17 protein-coding genes are annotated in these 16,757 nt (G+C 49.0%); 15 read left to right on the top strand and 2 right to left on the bottom strand.

Annotated elements, in window-relative coordinates; translation table 11 throughout:
• Positions 1 to 5 precede the first annotated feature (5 nt).
• From M2277_RS27010 to M2277_RS26960, 11 genes are all read left to right on the top strand, one after another.
• A complete protein-coding gene (locus M2277_RS27010; RefSeq protein ID WP_006210742.1) occupies positions 6 to 602 on the top strand; it encodes an AAA family ATPase in 597 nt (198 codons plus the stop codon).
• A 477-nt stretch (positions 603 to 1,079) separates the two neighbouring features.
• A complete protein-coding gene (locus M2277_RS27005) occupies positions 1,080 to 1,223 on the top strand; it encodes a hypothetical protein (RefSeq protein WP_280756072.1) in 144 nt (47 codons plus the stop codon).
• Positions 1,204 to 2,175, top strand: a complete 972-nt coding sequence (locus tag M2277_RS27000) for a metal ABC transporter solute-binding protein, Zn/Mn family (protein ID WP_040680720.1) — start codon at positions 1,204 to 1,206, stop codon at positions 2,173 to 2,175. Before M2277_RS27005 ends, M2277_RS27000 begins: the two co-directional genes overlap by 20 nt.
• A 1-nt stretch (position 2,176) precedes the next feature.
• A complete protein-coding gene (locus M2277_RS26995; protein WP_063479511.1) occupies positions 2,177 to 2,905 on the top strand; it encodes a metal ABC transporter ATP-binding protein in 729 nt (242 codons plus the stop codon).
• 3 nt (positions 2,906 to 2,908) lie between these two features.
• Positions 2,909 to 3,847, top strand: coding sequence for a metal ABC transporter permease (locus tag M2277_RS26990; RefSeq protein WP_006210737.1), 939 nt, complete (start codon positions 2,909 to 2,911; stop codon positions 3,845 to 3,847).
• A complete protein-coding gene (locus M2277_RS26985) occupies positions 3,844 to 4,746 on the top strand; it encodes a metal ABC transporter permease (protein WP_063479512.1) in 903 nt (300 codons plus the stop codon). The genes M2277_RS26990 and M2277_RS26985 overlap by 4 nt, the downstream gene beginning before the upstream one ends.
• A gap of 141 nt (positions 4,747 to 4,887) precedes the next feature.
• On the top strand, positions 4,888 to 5,424 hold the full coding sequence (locus M2277_RS26980) for a GNAT family N-acetyltransferase (RefSeq protein WP_063479513.1): 537 nt from the start codon (positions 4,888 to 4,890) through the stop codon (positions 5,422 to 5,424).
• A gap of 24 nt (positions 5,425 to 5,448) precedes the next feature.
• On the top strand, positions 5,449 to 5,997 hold the full coding sequence (locus M2277_RS26975) for an NUDIX hydrolase (RefSeq protein ID WP_063479514.1): 549 nt from the start codon (positions 5,449 to 5,451) through the stop codon (positions 5,995 to 5,997).
• A 185-nt stretch (positions 5,998 to 6,182) separates the two neighbouring features.
• Positions 6,183 to 7,136, top strand: a complete 954-nt coding sequence (locus M2277_RS26970; RefSeq protein WP_280756071.1) for a glycosyltransferase family 4 protein — start codon at positions 6,183 to 6,185, stop codon at positions 7,134 to 7,136.
• A gap of 29 nt (positions 7,137 to 7,165) precedes the next feature.
• Complete coding sequence (locus M2277_RS26965; RefSeq protein WP_006210732.1) at positions 7,166 to 7,861, top strand: galactosyltransferase-related protein; 696 nt, start codon at positions 7,166 to 7,168, stop codon at positions 7,859 to 7,861.
• Between the two features lie 18 nt (positions 7,862 to 7,879).
• A complete protein-coding gene (locus M2277_RS26960) occupies positions 7,880 to 8,629 on the top strand; it encodes a glycosyltransferase family 2 protein (protein WP_036639260.1) in 750 nt (249 codons plus the stop codon).
• A 121-nt stretch (positions 8,630 to 8,750) separates the two neighbouring features.
• Here M2277_RS26960 and M2277_RS26955 read toward each other — a convergent pair whose 3' ends face one another.
• Complete coding sequence (locus tag M2277_RS26955) at positions 8,751 to 11,360, bottom strand: glycosyltransferase (RefSeq protein WP_280756070.1); 2,610 nt, start codon at positions 11,358 to 11,360, stop codon at positions 8,751 to 8,753.
• Positions 11,361 to 11,599: 239 nt separating this feature from the next.
• Here M2277_RS26955 and M2277_RS26950 point away from each other — a divergent pair, with 239 nt between their 5' ends.
• Both M2277_RS26950 and M2277_RS26945 read left to right on the top strand, forming a co-directional pair.
• Entirely contained in the window at positions 11,600 to 11,998 is a 399-nt protein-coding gene (locus tag M2277_RS26950) for a hypothetical protein (RefSeq protein WP_280756069.1), read from the top strand.
• A gap of 24 nt (positions 11,999 to 12,022) precedes the next feature.
• A complete protein-coding gene (locus M2277_RS26945; protein WP_006210728.1) occupies positions 12,023 to 12,226 on the top strand; it encodes a hypothetical protein in 204 nt (67 codons plus the stop codon).
• Between the two features lie 9 nt (positions 12,227 to 12,235).
• On the opposite strand, the gene M2277_RS26940 is transcribed toward M2277_RS26945, so the two are convergent.
• A complete protein-coding gene (locus tag M2277_RS26940) occupies positions 12,236 to 13,558 on the bottom strand; it encodes a glycosyltransferase family 2 protein (RefSeq protein WP_280756068.1) in 1,323 nt (440 codons plus the stop codon).
• A gap of 212 nt (positions 13,559 to 13,770) precedes the next feature.
• Between M2277_RS26940 and M2277_RS26935 the strand changes: the two genes are divergently transcribed.
• Positions 13,771 to 15,582, top strand: coding sequence for a DUF3658 domain-containing protein (locus M2277_RS26935; RefSeq protein ID WP_280756067.1), 1,812 nt, complete (start codon positions 13,771 to 13,773; stop codon positions 15,580 to 15,582).
• A 67-nt stretch (positions 15,583 to 15,649) separates the two neighbouring features.
• Positions 15,650 to 16,720: an acyl-CoA dehydrogenase family protein gene (locus M2277_RS26930; protein WP_280756066.1), complete on the top strand. Its 1,071-nt coding sequence runs from the start codon at positions 15,650 to 15,652 to the stop codon at positions 16,718 to 16,720.
• The last annotated feature ends 37 nt before the right edge of the window (positions 16,721 to 16,757 follow it).

Below are 16,757 nucleotides of genomic sequence, written 5' to 3'. Positions count from 1 at the left end.
CACCGATGATTATATGGGTTAACGGAGCATTTGGTTCCGGTAAGACCCAGGCAGCGTACGAGCTTCACCGAAGAATTCCGAATTCGTATGTGTATGATCCTGAGAATGCCGGTTACTTCATTCGGGACAATCTACCAGCCGATGTCAAACGTGGTGATTTCCAGCACTATCCCATGTGGAGGGAATTCAACTACTCCATGTTTAAGTATCTGGATCAGGAATCCAATCAATTAATCATTGCACCGATGACGATAACAAATGCTGATTATTTCAATGAAATTGTCGGTCATTTAAGACGCGATGGGGTTGCAGTGCAGCACTTTACACTGTGCGCATCCAAGGAAATACTCCTCCGACGTTTGCGAAGCAGAGGGGAAGGTCCAAACTCATGGGCTGCACAGCAAATTGATCGCTGCATCGACGGTTTCTCAAGTGAAGTGTTCCGCCATCATATTGATACCGACCATTTAACGATTGATGCAGTGGTGGAGACAATTGGCGCTTTGGCGCGTGTGGATCTTTTACCCGATCATCGAAGCCCTGCTAAGAAAACAATCGACCGAATAAGAACCAAACTCGCACATATCCGTTTTTTTGGATAGTCTGTGGCTAAACAAGGAGAAGGATTGAATGGGAATGGAAACACCAATGGGAAAAAATCCGATCTTGTTGTCTTTTCCAGACATGAATGAAGTGTCAGAGTCGCGGAGAACTGCGGTTTCACATTGGAAGGTGTATTGCGTAATGTGAAACCTAATGATTCCGGCGGATTTTCTCACTTGAAGATCTATTCTAAAGTGCGCGGTGTGGAATATTAAGCTAGATCTGAATCAGGATTATCAAAAAGACGATTTCTCTTCATGAGAAGTCGTCTTTTTGCGGTCGCGGAGCTGATTTCATTTCAATCATATTAAAATATTTATATAGAGCTAAATATTTTGCGCATATGAAAAAACAAGCTGTAAATCATCGATTAAACTAATGAAAACAAGCTTTTCCTAAAAGAAGAGGAAGGGTGAGAACCAAAAAAGTATAAAATTTGCATTGACAAAAGCCTATAGATGGATTATTTTTTGTACATGGGAATTAAAGTTGCACAAGAGCAAAATAATTGGCAAATGGCAGGACGAGTTTTAGAGGATTATACATTTTATCTGAATGAATTGAGCGAACTCATCATTTATTGGAGTGGAGGAGAAGAAGATGAAGAACAAGGGGACTAGAAGAACCAGGATATTGATAGGGGCTGCCATACTGAGTTTGCTGCTGGTATTATCTGCATGCGCAACGGGGGAAGTTGATCAGGAGGGTGCGGCAGGCGAGCAGCCCGATAAGAAAATTCGTGTAGTCACAACCATTGGACAGATTGCGGAACCGATCTCCGTTATCGGGGGAGACCGCGTGGAGGTACTCAGCTTGATGGGACCAGGCGTTGATCCGCATTTATATAACGCAACTCAAGGTGATATCAAGAAACTGGACAGCGGGGATGTCATATTCTACAGCGGGCTGCATCTGGAAGGAAATATGACGGAAATTTTCGAGCAGATCGGCAAGAATAAACCTGTACTGGCCATTGCTGACGCCATTCCGAAGGATCAGCTGCTGCAGGATGATACACAGGCTACAGACCCCCATGTGTGGTTTGATATCGATTTGTGGAAAACCTCCCTGGATTCTGCCGTAGAGAAGCTGAAGTCTCTGTCACCGGATGATGCGGCGTATTTTGAAGAGAACAAGCAGAAGTATTTTGCGCAATTAGACGAATTACAAGCAGAAGCCAAGGATAAATTGAGTCAGGTTCCTGAAGAGCAGCGGATCATGGTTACCGCGCATGATGCCTTTGGATACTTCGGCCGCATGTATGGGCTGGAGGTGGTGGGCCTGCAGGGTCTTAGTACGGAGGATGAAATCGGCCTCTCGGATATCAATGGAACGATAGATATTTTGCTTCAGCACAAAGTCCCTGCCGTATTCGTTGAGAGCAGTGTCAATCCTGCTTCCATCAATGCCGTCATCGAAGGTGCCGCCAAGAATGGCCTTAATCTAAAGCTTGGTGGCGAGTTGTTCTCCGATGCAATGGGTGAAGCAGGAACAACGGAAGGAACTTATATCGGAATGTACCGCCATAACGTCGAAACGATTTACCATGCACTAACAGGAAGTGGTGAATAAAATGTCTGTACTCCAAGTTCAAGGCCTCAATGCATCCTACAGAAAAAATAAAGTGCTTCACGATGTGTCCTTTGAAGTGGAGCAAGGTTCTCTAACCAGTATCGTCGGACCGAATGGTGCCGGTAAATCGACACTGTTAAAGGTCATGCTGGAGCTTCACCCGAAGCTATCTGGCGATGTTTCCTTCTTCGGTTCGAGCTTAAGCAAGACCAAAACCCGCGTTGGCTACGTGCCGCAGCGCGGGTCCGTGGATTGGGATTTTCCAACAGACGCACTGGATGTTGTCATGATGGGTTTATACGGCCGCGTGGGATGGCTGAAACGTCCCAACAAGAGCCATAAAGAGAAAGCAATGGCGTCCCTTGAGCAGATGGGCATGGCCGATTTTGCCGGCCGACAGATCAGCCAGCTCTCCGGTGGACAGCAGCAGCGGGTGTTTCTCGCCCGGGCGCTTGTACAGGATGCCGATCTATACTTCATGGATGAGCCGCTTGCAGGTGTTGATGCAGCAACCGAGAGAGCCATCATGACCACGCTGAAGGATCTCAAAACGGCAGGTAAAACTGTTATGGTTGTCCATCACGATCTGCAAACGGTTGAGGATTATTTTGACCATGTTCTGCTCCTGAACCGTACGGTCATCGCGCACGGCAAGACGGAAGAAGCATTCACGAAGGAGCATGTATACCGCGCATATGGCGGTACGCTTCGCTGGATGAAGGAGGCGTAACCTGTGCTGAACTCACTACTATCACCGAACACGCAATGGGTGCTGTTAAGCACATTGATATTAGGCATGGCAGCAGGTATGATCGGCTGTCTGGCTTATTGGAAGCGTCAAAGTCTCATGAGTGATGCGTTGTCGCATGCGGCTCTGCCTGGTGTCGTGATCGCTTTTGCATTGACGGGGAGCAAGAACCTGCTGGTCATGATTCTCGGAGCAGCCGTGAGCGCATTGATCGGGGCATGGATGATCCAGTGGATTCGTTCCTCCAGCCGCATTAAGGAAGATACGGCAATGGGCATGATTTTATCCGTATTTTTCGGTTTAGGCATTATGCTGCTCACGATTGTTAACCGTACGGCTGGCGGGAATCAAAGTGGCCTTGATAACTTTATTTTTGGTCAGGCAGCGTCCATGGTGCGCAAGGATGTCTTTACGATGCTAATTCTGGCTGTATTGGTTATCCTGGTTGTGTCGATCGGTTTTAAGGAATGGAAACTGTTCCTGTTCGATCCCGATTTTGCCCGTGGTTTGGGGCTGAACAGCCGACTGATGAACAGTCTTTACATGGGGGTGCTGGTTCTCGTGATTGTCATCGGCATCCAGGCCGTTGGCGTCATTCTCATGGCAGCGATGCTGATCATCCCTGCAGTCAGTGCAAGATACTGGACACAATCGTTTAGAACGATGGTCATCCTGTCTGCTGTATTTGGCGGCGGCTCCGGATTTATCGGCACGTTGATCAGCACACTCGGAAAAGGATGGCCAACAGGGCCATTCATCGTAGTCGCTTCCTCTGTGTTATTTACCATTTCACTCGTATTTGGTGCAGAGAAGGGACTCCTTATCCAGGCGATGCAGCTGCGCTCCCAGAAAAAGGAGCATATCGAATCCAGCAATCAAGCCGTTATAAAACCACAGCTGTCGGAGAGGGGGAGCCATCAATGACGTATACAGGATGGATATTATTGACCGCCTCACTTGTCGGTTTGTCTTGCGGGATCGTTGGGGTGTTCCTCATTCTGCGCAGAATGGCGATGATGGCAGATGCGATCAGCCATACGGTGCTGCTTGGAATCGTAACAGCTTTCCTCATCACAAGGGAACTAAGTGGTCCTCATATGTTAATCGGTGCTATTGTGGCGGGATTGCTTACCGCAGTGCTCGTTCAATGGTTTAATTCCCGGGGCGTCCAGCAGGATGCATCTATCGGTGTTGTATTTACTACCCTGTTTGCGATTGGTGTGATTCTGATTGCAACCCAAGTAGGCAATGCCCATCTGGATACAAAGCATGCTCTCATGGGGGAAATTACATTTGTGCCATGGGATTTGATGCATGTTCCGTTGTTAGGTGAGGTCCCGAAAGCAACCTTTATGCTGGGTGCCGTATTACTTGTCGTTGTTATTGTGATTTTGACGTTCTACAAGGAATGGAAAATCACATCCTTTGACCCGGCTCTGGCCGCCAGCATCGGAATTCCCGTGGTGTTGATGCATTATGTATTCATGTCGCTGGTATCGATCACAACCGTTGCCGCGTTTGATGCCGTGGGGGCAATCATGGTGGTGGCCATGCTGATAACACCTGCAGCGGCTGCTTATCTGTGGACGGATAAACTCTCGATTATGCTGGTGTTAAGCGGAGCGTTCGGCGTGATCTCCGCATTCACGGGTTACTATATCGCCGTATGGCTGGACACCTCGATCTCAGGATCGATGGCTTTTGCAACCGGAATCGTATTTCTCATCAGCTTCCTGTTCTCTCCAAAACATGGCGTGCTTTCCCGTTATCTTCATAAATTCAATACGCACGGCAGCCAGGAAAAACTGGATGGTATATCCTGACATTACGTGTTGCAAGAAGCTTGGGCGAATAGCATGCCCAGGCTTCTTTTTTTATAACGTAACCTTCAAAGCCATGTGGTATAATTAGTAAAATTTCTGTAGCGGCATGAAATGATAGCCGTTTTCAAGGAGTGCGTCCATATGCAGATGGAGTCGAAAAGACTAATGATCCGGGATTTTCAGGAAGAGGATTGGGCAAGCATCCACGCATATGCTTCAGATCCGTTGGTGACTGAATACACGATGTGGGGACCGAACACGGAAGAGGATACATCGAATTATTTGAAAGAGATTTTTCAGATGATGAAGCAGAACCCCAGGGACAGCTATGAGTTAGCGATCGTACTGAAGGAAAACGGCCGATTAATCGGCGGTGTGGGTCTTCATCGTTCCAAGACGAATGCGGAGCTTGGATACTGCTTGAATTCTCATTACTGGCGTCAGGGATATGCTACGGAAGCTGCAAGAGCCATGTCCGAGTTCGGCTTCAAAGAGCTGGGCGTGAACCGGATATTTGCTACGTGCCGGCCCGGCAATGTCGGGTCAGCAGGTGTGATGCGCAGCATTGGAATGAAGCAGGAAGGGCATCTGCGGCAGCACTTATGGTTTAAAGGCGGATACCACGATTCTTATCTGTTCTCCCTCCTGAGAGAAGAATTCGAAGCTCGAAATACATAGGGTTGAAAAGGGGATTCTACCGTCATGGGAAAAACGAAATTGTTGATTCGTCATCATGGGATATCGATTTACGAGGAAGCGTCAGGTAAAATCTATTATACCAAGGAACATCATCAATCCGTTGTTGTTCTGGCTAAGCAAGGTGAGGAGTTTTTGCTGATCCGCCAATATCGCGCTGCCGTGGATGAAGATGTTATTCAGCTCCCTGGAGGTGGCGTTGATGAAGGGGAGGATCTGGAATCTGCAGCCCGCCGGGAGCTGCTGGAGGAAACAGGCTGCACTTGCGGCAAGCTTGTTTATCTGGGCTGGCTGTACCCGGCATCCTGGAGATGCAATGAGATTGCGCATGTCTATTATACGGATGACGGAATCAGACAAGCTGAACAACAGCTCGAAGGATATGAGAACATTGACGTGGTCCGGCTGAGCGTGCAGGAATGCTTGCGGCGGATTCAGGCGAACGAGCTTCAGGATTCCGAGCTGGTCTATGCAGTGCTGCAGAGCTTGCTTAAGGGATTTATTCAACTAAGCGTTAACGAAGTGAACAGGCATATCGTGGATCAAAGTGTCTAGTCGATAGTTGATCCAGCTTGATCATCATTTCATCTAAAGAGCCGTTACCATGCAGAATATCATCTGCAAGGGGCGGCTTTTTTTTAATGCAAATATGGACCAATTCATCATTTATGTCCAAGGAGCAAACTTGGAGGCTCGAAGACGAATATAATCTATTATGAGCAAAAAGGAGTGTGCGATTCATGGGAAGGCATCTGCTGATCTATGATGTGGACTGGTGGATATTAGGGAAACATGCAAAGGTCATACAGCGTCATCATCCTGATCTATACCTGATGTCCATTCAGGATCTGGATCGGTATTTGGAGCAGCACAGCAGCGAAGAGCTTAATCAGGCTTATGACCGAACATGTGCGATGTGTCTGGGCATCGCCGCCTATTGTATATTCAAGCATATTCGTATTGATGCCTCTGCCGCAGTCTCCTATTATTACTTCAGTCAGAATTACGAGACATATCGCGAATGGACGAATAATGAGCTCATCCCCGATCCGGAATTCCTCGGGTTAGTCATACCCCGAGTTGGAGTCATAGGCGCGATGAATGAGCGGCTGAGCCGCGCTTTGCAAGTGACTGCTCCGCAGGCAGACGTGCAGTATATCGGGCATTTTGTGGATCACCGATTATTTCGACCGTTAGATACGCCCCGCGAGGGCCGTGCTCACTTGGTGGTTGGCTGGGCCGGGGATCCTGCCAAACGTTCCAAAAATTATAATACATTATATAAACACATCCGAGAGCACTTCCGGAATGATGAACGGATCAGGTTCGTGGAAACAGCCGGAGCGTATGCATATGAAGAGATGCCGAGATTCTATCAACAGCTGGATCTGCTGCTGATCACAGCAGCCAATGAGGGGAGCGGAGCACCCGCGCTGGAGGCCTATGCATGTGGAGTGCCTGTTCTAGGCACTCATGTGGGCAACATAAAGGCCGCGGCTCATCCGGATGCGTATGGGTTGATACTGGATAGCGACAACCCGGAAGATTTTATTGCTTCGATCCATCAGTGGATCGGACAGAAGCACGAGCTGGCTGGTATGGGGCAGAAGTGCAGACGTCACATTGAATCATTTTGGACCATGGATCAAGTGATCCCGCTCTGGTTATCCGTATTATTCAATTTAAAGAAATAGGAAGCGCCTAGGAGTAAGGAGGGAAGGATGTGTTTGACCGCGTATCGGTACTGATTCCGTATCAATCGGATGGTAACGGACCCAGAGATTGTGCATTGGAATGGGTGTTAGGCTACTATGCGAAGTCCATGCCGGAAATCGAGTTATGCATAGGCGAAATATCCGGGACCGAGGAGCCCTTCAGCAGATCCAAAGCCATCAATCGAGCCTACACTCAGGCTACCAAAGAAATTATTGTCATTGCAGACAGTGATATCGCTTATGACCCGTATCTATTGAAGGAATCCATCGCGCTCGTGAACAGCAGACAGTGGGTAATCCCCTTCAGCCGAATTCTGCGTTTATCCGAGGATATTACCGGGCTTGTGCTGCAGCAAGCAAGCGAATGGCCCTTGTCTATAAAGATTGACATGCCAGCAGAACAGGCATCTTCTTTTGTAGGAGGGTTTAATGTGCTTGGCCGCGAGGCATATGAAACGGTAAGAGGTTATGATGAACGGTTTATCGGCTGGGGCGGGGAGGATGAAGCATTTGCGTACGCGCTGGATACGCTGATTGGCCAACATGTTCGACTGGACGGAGAAATGGTTCACTTGTGGCACCCATTCGTTGGGCCTTCCGGGAATCCCAACTACGATTCAAATTACGCGTTATACCAGCGGTATCAAAAGGCACGCGGCCACATGTCCGCCATGCTGAACTTGATTCACGAACAAACTTGTTAATAAGGAGGTACCCTAGCGATGAGACTGTCAGTCATTGTTCCGGTATTAAATGAAATCACTTTTATCCCCTTATATATAGAAAGTGTAAGCCGATACGCCGATGAGATCATCATCGCCGATGGTGGCAGTACGGACGGAACGTTAGAACAAATAGACAGTCTGCAGAATCGGTATCCGATCCGGTTGCTGCATGTTCAACAAAAGGGCTTGCCCTATACCGAGGATTGGAACGAGTCCGTGGTCCGCAATGTTCTGATTGAACAGGCTCAGGGAGACTGGATCATGAATCTGGACATCGACGAGCTCATGGATGACCGTTTTGTCGAGGTTTTGCCAGAGCTCATGAATCGTACAGATGTGGACGTCTATCAGTTTCCCTTCGTCAACTTCTGGGGAGATCCTTGGACGATTCGGGTCAACAGTCCCGGGGATGAACGCTGGTCCAACGACATCACCAGAATGTGGCGGGCTCATCAGGGCATACGTTATCGCGACGAGAAGCATCATTGTACGCTGGAAGCTGCGGAAGGGCGGAGTATATGGAGCATTCCCCGCGGGCGCTGTGATGTGAACGTGTATCACTATCACTATGCACTGGGCAACAAAATCAAATTTAATGACAATCGAAGAGGCGACGTAAATGTGCAGCTGAATGACGGACAGCCGGATTGGAATTACAGACCCGAGGAATATGAAATCGTCACCAAGCCTTATCAAGGCCAGCATCCGGAAGTGATCATCAACCATTTGAGTCGGCAGGGGATTTGAGGATCTGAACAGCGTGTTTCGGATAAAAGAATACAACAATAGAAGAATAGAAGAAAGAAGGCCCCTCCTAGAGCTGAGCGGAACTCAGTCAGAGCGGAGGCGCCTTTTTTTTAGAGTATCTTTATTTTGTTACATGATCCACAGAGCAGCGCAGATCGTTTACGACTTGAGATACTGCGATCCGCTCCAGTATCCGGAGATTCGGTAATCGAGTCTGCAAGGATGTAAGCTGTTGCTCATGATAGCTTAGGGGATCGGCCCAGTACTGTTCGGAGTGAATCTGCGCATGAACAACTGGGGATCCGCAGTAGATGACCTGATCGAATAACACCTCAGAGAACAGATCAATCCGGTTCGTAAAATAAAGCTGTGGCCCGATCTTCCGAGTGCCCACAATAAGATTGCCATGGTATAAGTGGGTATACACAATCACCAACAGATCTTCATCTTCGGTTAATCCCTTCACGATCTGCTGCCATCGCCTTGAGTTGGTCTCCCATAGAGTGAGTCCGAGCACCAGCACAACGTGCTTACCGGTTTGCCGGATCCTGGACGCTATTTCCGAAGGTTGATCCACCATATGAAAAATGCTATGCGGTCCTTTTGGCAATCTCCACGACTTGTTCCATTTCTGCTCGTAATATGCTTTGTTCTTGTTCCATAGCGAGTTGTACACGCTATTCTTCAGCTTCTTGATCGTAGCGCTGCCGTGATGGTATACAAAAGCGTCCTCGACAATCGCCAGGCGGTACCCGGCATTTCTTACGCGCTCGCAATAATCATCATCCTCAAACATCCCCAGACCAAATGCGGGATCCAGAGTTCCTACACGTTCCCAGACACTCCGTTTAATAGCCACGCAGAAGAATCCTAGGAGATCCGTATAACGGGTTCTTCTCCGGTACCGCTCGTAGAACTCGCTAAGCCAACGCGGACTGGCGCCTTGTACAGCATCCCCTATGAAATGATCGAGCGCTTGATCATTTCCCACATGATTGGACATCGGTCCTGTCATGGCAAGCGAGGCATCCTCTTGAAAAGGTCTGAGCAGACGGGAGATCCAGCTCCCATCCGGAACGATGGTATCGTTATTGAGCAATATGATGAATTCTCCCGTAGATGCTTCACACCCCAGCGTATTTCCGGCGGCGAAGCCAAGATTCGTAGGCGAGGTTATAACCTTGATGAGCGGATTGCTCAGGCTTCTAAGATAGGAGGAGGTTTGGTCCCTTGAGGCATTATCTACAATAATAACCTCCAGGTTAGGGTAATGACCCGGCTGCATCAGCCGGTGGAGGCATTGCTGCGTGTAGGAGCAGTTATTATGAACCACCAGGATGACACTGACCTTGGGATACAGCTTCTGCACAATATGGGTATTCAGTGCTTCATAACGATGCTCCCAATTGTTATGCTCCGCAAATTGCTGCCGCTGCTTCATAACGCCAGCTTCGGTTTCAATCAGTGCAGCTTCAATTGCCTCCTCATACTCGGCAGCCGTATTGGCAATCGAGATCATGTCGCCCGCAACGGTCTTCACTTCAGGTAGCTCCGTAGAGACAACCGCCTTGCCGGCCGCCAAATATTCGTACAGCTTGACGGGATTGGTAGCTTGCGTCAGTTCATTTTTTATGAACGGGATTAACGCGACCTGAAATCGATGCAGATAAGCCGGGAGTTCATGATACGGCTTCTCCCCGAGCAGCAATACGTTGCTTAGACCCTCAATGCCTGAGGTATCGCAGCCAAAGGTGTGTCCGATGAGGACAAACGTCCAATCCGGCCGATGTCGAGCCAGCGATTCGATCAGCTGAATATCAAACCAGTCGGAGATGGCGCCATAATAACCAATGATCGGCTGATCGATCCCTTCAAGCTCGAACAGAGGTTCATTATCATTAGGCGGTTTGGAGAAATGAACAGTATCTGCTGCATTGCGAATAAGTACTGTGGACGGATTATAGGGAGCGGCCCAATCGTACAGATGCTGTGAGGTGGTTACAACAAGCTCGGCTTCACGCAGTAGCTGTTCTTCTTGATGGAGCATGGTCTGGTCGTTGGTTGAAAAACCGGCATGGTGATCCATGCAATCGTAAACGATATGATGCTGATCCATTGCCATCACGAGTGGAGTCCAGAACGGAAGATCCACGATGGAGACCAATTGAAACAGTCCGAATTTATCCCGGACATACTCAACTGACCATTTCAGGTACTGGATATCCCACAGATCCATTTCGTCCTGGTACAAATTTAACGGTTGATTGGCACATAAGGTGACAAGCCAAACATTCCGATCAATATTTTTAACCGTTACCTGGCGATTGATTTCTTCCCTTGATGCTTCCTCTTTACCTAAACCAACCATCTCCGTCGTTACATAAAAAACCCGATGTCCTTGCTGCGCAAACTGCTCCGATAACTGCTGGGGACGCTGCCATCGAAACTGCCAGTCAATTACGGGAAAACGCATGATATCGTATAGAGGCGCGGATATAGGTTCGGTCTTCTCGGCTGTCTGCAAATCGGCTTCCCCAGACTTTTCAGGCTCAGGTTCAGTATGCAACAAAGACCGCGAATACGTCATTGGCAGCGAGACAACGGGGGACACCCTGGAAGCCGACCGCTTCTTTCGGTTGAACTTCAGACTGCTGTGGCGGGCTTTCCACTGACGTGAGGCCGATCGATTGGAAGAAGACTTGCGGCGGCGGTGTTGCTTGATTTTATTCAAGATTAGCCTCCTCTCTGGTGCAAAGGTCTATTTAACAAAATATGTATCATCTAAATCATCTGTATGGGTAGATCACCATTTGGAACGGAAATACCCAAAATGTTCGGGGTCTCCTTATGGCTTGATTGAACCCTAATGTCCCTCGGAGTAGGCCATTTTCTTATCTTTGGCATTCCTGGTTGCCATTGTCCTGACCGTAACATACGGTACCAATGAGTATATACAGGGGGGATGCACTAGTGAGGAGATATTGGAGCCGGGGGCAGCAAGGGGAGTGTAAGGAGATCACGGGGCGAAGAAAGAAGAAACAGGGGCGACCTTCACATTCGATATGGTGTAAACTCCGGATGCTTCATCGTAAGCTCATACGGAATTTGGCACAGATCCGGTTGCAGCTTAGCCGGTTATCTGCCCGGGTTCAAGCATTACAGGAGCAGGTGAACGAACGGCAAGGAGGTCCAAGCAGCACTGTCACCGCTTTGTTAACTGGAAAATTGAATACTCGGCTGACGGTTGAAACGACGGCGGGCTCCGTATTCGGAACGCTGATCGCGATCGGTGAGGATTTCGTTCAGATCGCAGAGCCGAATGGCAGTATTGCCATCATACCGATGCGCAGCTTCTTATCTATTTCTTGATCACAGTCCGAGGAGGGGAACACAATGGATTTTTCGGAAATTCTGGCGACTTTCATAGGCAGGACGGTAGAGATCATCCAAACCAATCAATTTCTGCAGGGACAGTTACGATCCGCAACGGATGGATTCATTACAGTGGAGGTTGTAAGCTCAAATTATATCCCTACATCACAAGTGGTCACAGTACTTAATGAGAGCATTTCATTTGTTCGCATTTTGCCTCTTTGAGTGATCGGCTTATTCCAATTCATTGAACACATCTTTTGTAGAGTTTCTCCATGCTGAATAGTGCAGAGGATGGCGATGAGTGGTGCTGGAGCTTCGGAGTCTGCGGTGGTATATCGACTCTGGTACATGGTACAGCTTGTGATGAAGGGATAGTCTGGACAGCAGATCGATATCTTCATAGAGTCTTCCTTCAAAAAGCATGTCTTCGTTCCAGCCTTTTACCTGTTTAAGCGAAGAAACATTAAACATGCGCGGAGCTATAGCATATGCATCGTTTCGCAGACTATCGCAATGCAGGGAAGAGGGGGCCGTGTGTACTCTTTGATACACCAGCTGTTTGTTTGCACGCTCAAGCCATTCTACATGATTGCCGTAAATAACGTCAGCATGCTGCACCCTATGGGCTTCTCGCAGAAGGACTTCAAGCGCATTTGGTGCCAGCCAATCATCGGCATCCAGCTCTAGCAGCCAGCGGGCATGGGATAGATGCAATATTCGGTTTAATGCATGCGCTTTACCCCGATTCTTTTGCTGTCTTACTATTGTAATGCGGGAATCTTTGGGCAGATGCTGCAGGCAGGCTTCTGTCTCTTCAGACGTTGAACCATCATCGAGGATTACAAGCTCCCAATCCTTACAGCTCTGTACCAACACGGATCGGACAGCCCAAGTCAGATACTCGCTGTCATTATAAGTACACAGAGCAATTGTGACAAGCGGGGGGCTAACCGCCTCCGCCCGCTGTGAATGGGTATGGGCAGCTGCAAGAAGAAGCGGCGACACCGCCAACCATTCTTCTGCTTCCTTCATCCAGGCAGGGGCCCTGCGATGATGACACAATATGGCTTGGCAATCAATTTCAGACCATTCATATTGGCCGGATAATTGGAGCTGTTTATCAATTAACACATATTTCTGAAACGGAAGCTGATCCTTTGTTGCAAAACCCTTTTGATGGCCGTTCATTACAGCCTGCGTGCGCCATATCAGGGGTCCCCTGGGAATGCGGGGAGGTGAAGCGGCCCTGGAAGACGAAACATGTGGCTGACCTAATGTATGGACGGGATTCAGAATAAAACCTGCTAGTTGGTCAGAGGTGGTTCGCAGCCATCGTTCCAGATCGATCTTTGCATGAGGCTGTACATCATCACCAGCGTAGAGCGTCATAAACCAGGGAAACATCTCCACGGACAAGGCTTCATTCATGACCCATGCAGCGCGTTCTTCACTTGGAATCACAATCGGACGAGCGTCCGGAAAAACGCGTTGAACCGAGGATAGGGTGCTCTCGCTTAATTGAGAATGCGTTCCCGGTAGAATAAATACCAACATCCGCTCACGTTCCTTTCCCTCGTCTTGTCCTTAAGGCTGCATATGTACATAGGTGCAATGGATATGATGCAGGTTCCTTGTTATCGTATGCCCCTACATGAGGGGCGGATACAAATCGCATCTCACATTCTCTTGGGTTGCGACCATCTGGTAAATGGGGAATAATAGAGCTTAGTGTCAGGATTTATAGATGGAGGGGGTTTACGAATCTAATGAAGACAAATGATCATCAGATCATATTGCACGCCCATGAGTTTGCACGTTCGATTCTTGAACGGGATTCGAGCGGTCACGATTGGTGGCATATCCAGCGCGTCACCCGCATCGCCCGTATCCTGGCGAATCTTGAAGGTGCCAATGTATACATATGCGAGCTGTCGGCGCTGCTTCATGACGTGGCGGACGAGAAGTTAAATGAATCCAAGGAAGCGGGTTACGAGCGGGTTCAGAATTGGCTGATGCAAGCCGGTGTTGAGACCTCTGACCGGGAATTAGTACTTGAAATCATAAGCACGATGTCATTTTCAGGTGGAGCGGGAAATACAATGCGGACCCTGGAAGGCCGAATCGTGCAGGACGCCGATCGTCTGGATGCGCTTGGCGTCATCGGCATTGCCCGTACTTTTGCTTATTCCGGCTGGAAGGGGCAGAAGATGTATGATCCTTTCATTCCTCTTCGAGAGAAGATGACGCAAGAGGAATACCGGTCGGGTGAAAGCACGGCCATCAACCATTTCTACGAGAAACTACTGAAGCTGAAGGATCGAATGAACACGGAATCAGCGAGACTTCTTGCAGATAACAAGCATCAGAGTCTCGAACTTTTCCTGCAAGCGTTCGACAAGGAATGGGCGATCGGGAATAACGCATACCTGTCTGAATCTCCCATTCACCGCGGCAATGTAACCAGAGTTCATATTGCGTTTGATGACTCTACCGCCGGCTCGTTAAAATTAATGCTGCAATCGACCCCCGGGGAGATTGTAGTTACACTGGGAGATAACCTCATGGTCGGACCGCTTCCAAACGACCGTGATTTCTCCCATTCGTTCTCCGGCAGAAATGAATGGATTCAGGAGCGATACAGCACTGCATATGCAGACGACAGGAAGCAGAGCATGCTGCAAGCGGCGTTTAGTTGGCACATATGGCCGCAGCAGTTGATGGAGGTGCCTTGTCTTATATGGGCTGGAGATTCCGCTTCTGAACAATTAGGTCTGCGCAGGCTGTTGTCCTTGATGCCAGACCATCCCGATGCCATGGTGATCAATGCAACAAGCATTCTTCATGAACAAGATCCAAATACCTGGTATAAGGGAACATATGAGATGACTCCGAAGAAACTCCAAACCGTACTGAACGTATCCGAGCCTGTGAGGCTATCGCCAGAAGAGCAGGCTGGTTACCGCGAGGAGTGGAGTCGGCTGTTGAACGAAGACGGGACACTTCGGGTGCTGAAAGGCAAGGAGCTGCACACGGTATCGGAGTCTTATTATGATGGTGATATATTAGAAGCCGCATATCGGGTTGAAGCCAGACACGGGTTCTTCAAGAAATCAGCCCGTATCATTGGCGATGTGATCGGCAATGGCGAACTGACCGTTCCGGACTTATTCGTTGAGTACAGGGTTCGCCACCTGATTCGGGAAGGAGCTTTAGTTCATACCGGTGATCTGAGTACAATGCGTAACTACAGCGTGTCTCTTGTGGATCCTTCGATACCTGAGGAGCAATGGAGCCATGAACAGCGATTGGCCAAGGTCGTGAAGGTGAGGTCGCTGCTCCGTGAGATGATGGAGATCAATCTTTCGGAGAAAGACGTGATGGAGCAATTGAGCCAGTTGGATGCTGCCGCTCTCGGCAAACCTCCTTCTCCTCAGCCGGAAGTGGATGAAGGTGGTATCCAAGCTCTATTAGATGAACTGTTGATTACCTACCAACAACATAAAGAACAACGGATATCCATCATGGAATCGCTGGGCAAGATGTTAAGTCACATGCATCAGGATACTCATAAAGAGTAGGCCAGTTCGTACAACCTGGGTGCGGTGTCAATAGAATAGACAGAGAATGACGGAAAGTGGTGGCGACATGTTATTTACGAATCAGCAGCTACGAACCATTAGAGAGCATGCGCTAAGTATGGACAAGGAAAGACAAGTAACTCAGGAAGTATTAGATATCCTATATGATCATCGTCTGTTTCACTTGTTTGTGCCTGATGAGCTTGAAGGTCGAATGACTCCGCTTCCCGAGGCAACACGTATTTTTCAGGAGAGCGCCAGAATCGATGGGAATTTGGGGTGGCTGGTTACGATTGGGGCAGGCGGTGGATTCTTTGCAGCCATGATGAATCCGGAAGTCAGCCGCGGCGTATTCGCATACCGGGAAGCTGTGATTGCCGGCAGTGGGATGCCGTCCGGGACTGCAACAAGGGTAGAAGGCGGGTATGTTGTGAACGGCAGCTGGAAATATTGCAGCGGCTCTACTTATGCGACCACCTTTACAGCCAATGCTGTCATTGAGCCAGCGCCCAACCGTAATGATGCCGTATCCTCTTCAGCACCTGGCGAATCCGAGATTCGTTCCTTCATCCTGAATCCGGAGCAGATTGACATTCTGGCAGATTGGAACGCCTTCGGTCTGCGAGCAACTGGAAGCCATACGATATCGACGGTGGATGCATTCGTACCGGATGACATGACATTCTTGCTCACGGAGACCAAGGGATATGAGCAAGAAACCATCTATCGCTATCCCTTCCTTCCTTTTGCACAAGTTTCTTTTGCAGGTGTTGCGGCCGGGATCGCAGAGCATTTTCTGGAGGCGGCAGAGGCACTTGCGGTCCAGCGGGGAAGCTCATCTTACATCATCGGCAAGCTGGAGGAATGTAAGGCAGCGCTGGAGCAAGCCATGTCCGTCTTTTATGTGACGGTAGAGAAATCATGGGAGGAACTGCTTCGCGTCGGCGGATTGTCAGCTGAGACAGAGGCCGAGGTAACGGCGAAGAGCATAGCAGCGGCAAATACGGCTTTATCCTGTGGTCAGCAGTTGTTTCCACTGCTTGGACTGTCCGCAGCTATGGAGGATGCGGAAGTGAACCGCTGCTGGAGGGACCTTCAAACCGCATGCTCGCATGCGCTGCTAAGAAACTTCTCATGAACAAAAAACCATGAACTGCGTGGTAAGCAGTTCATGG

The organism is Paenibacillus sp. LBL (assembly GCF_029893715.1).
Lineage (GTDB): Bacteria > Bacillota > Bacilli > Paenibacillales > Paenibacillaceae > Paenibacillus_AQ > Paenibacillus_AQ glucanolyticus.
The sequence above is the reverse complement of the archived record's forward strand: the minus strand, read 5'-3'. Positions and strand labels throughout refer to the sequence as shown.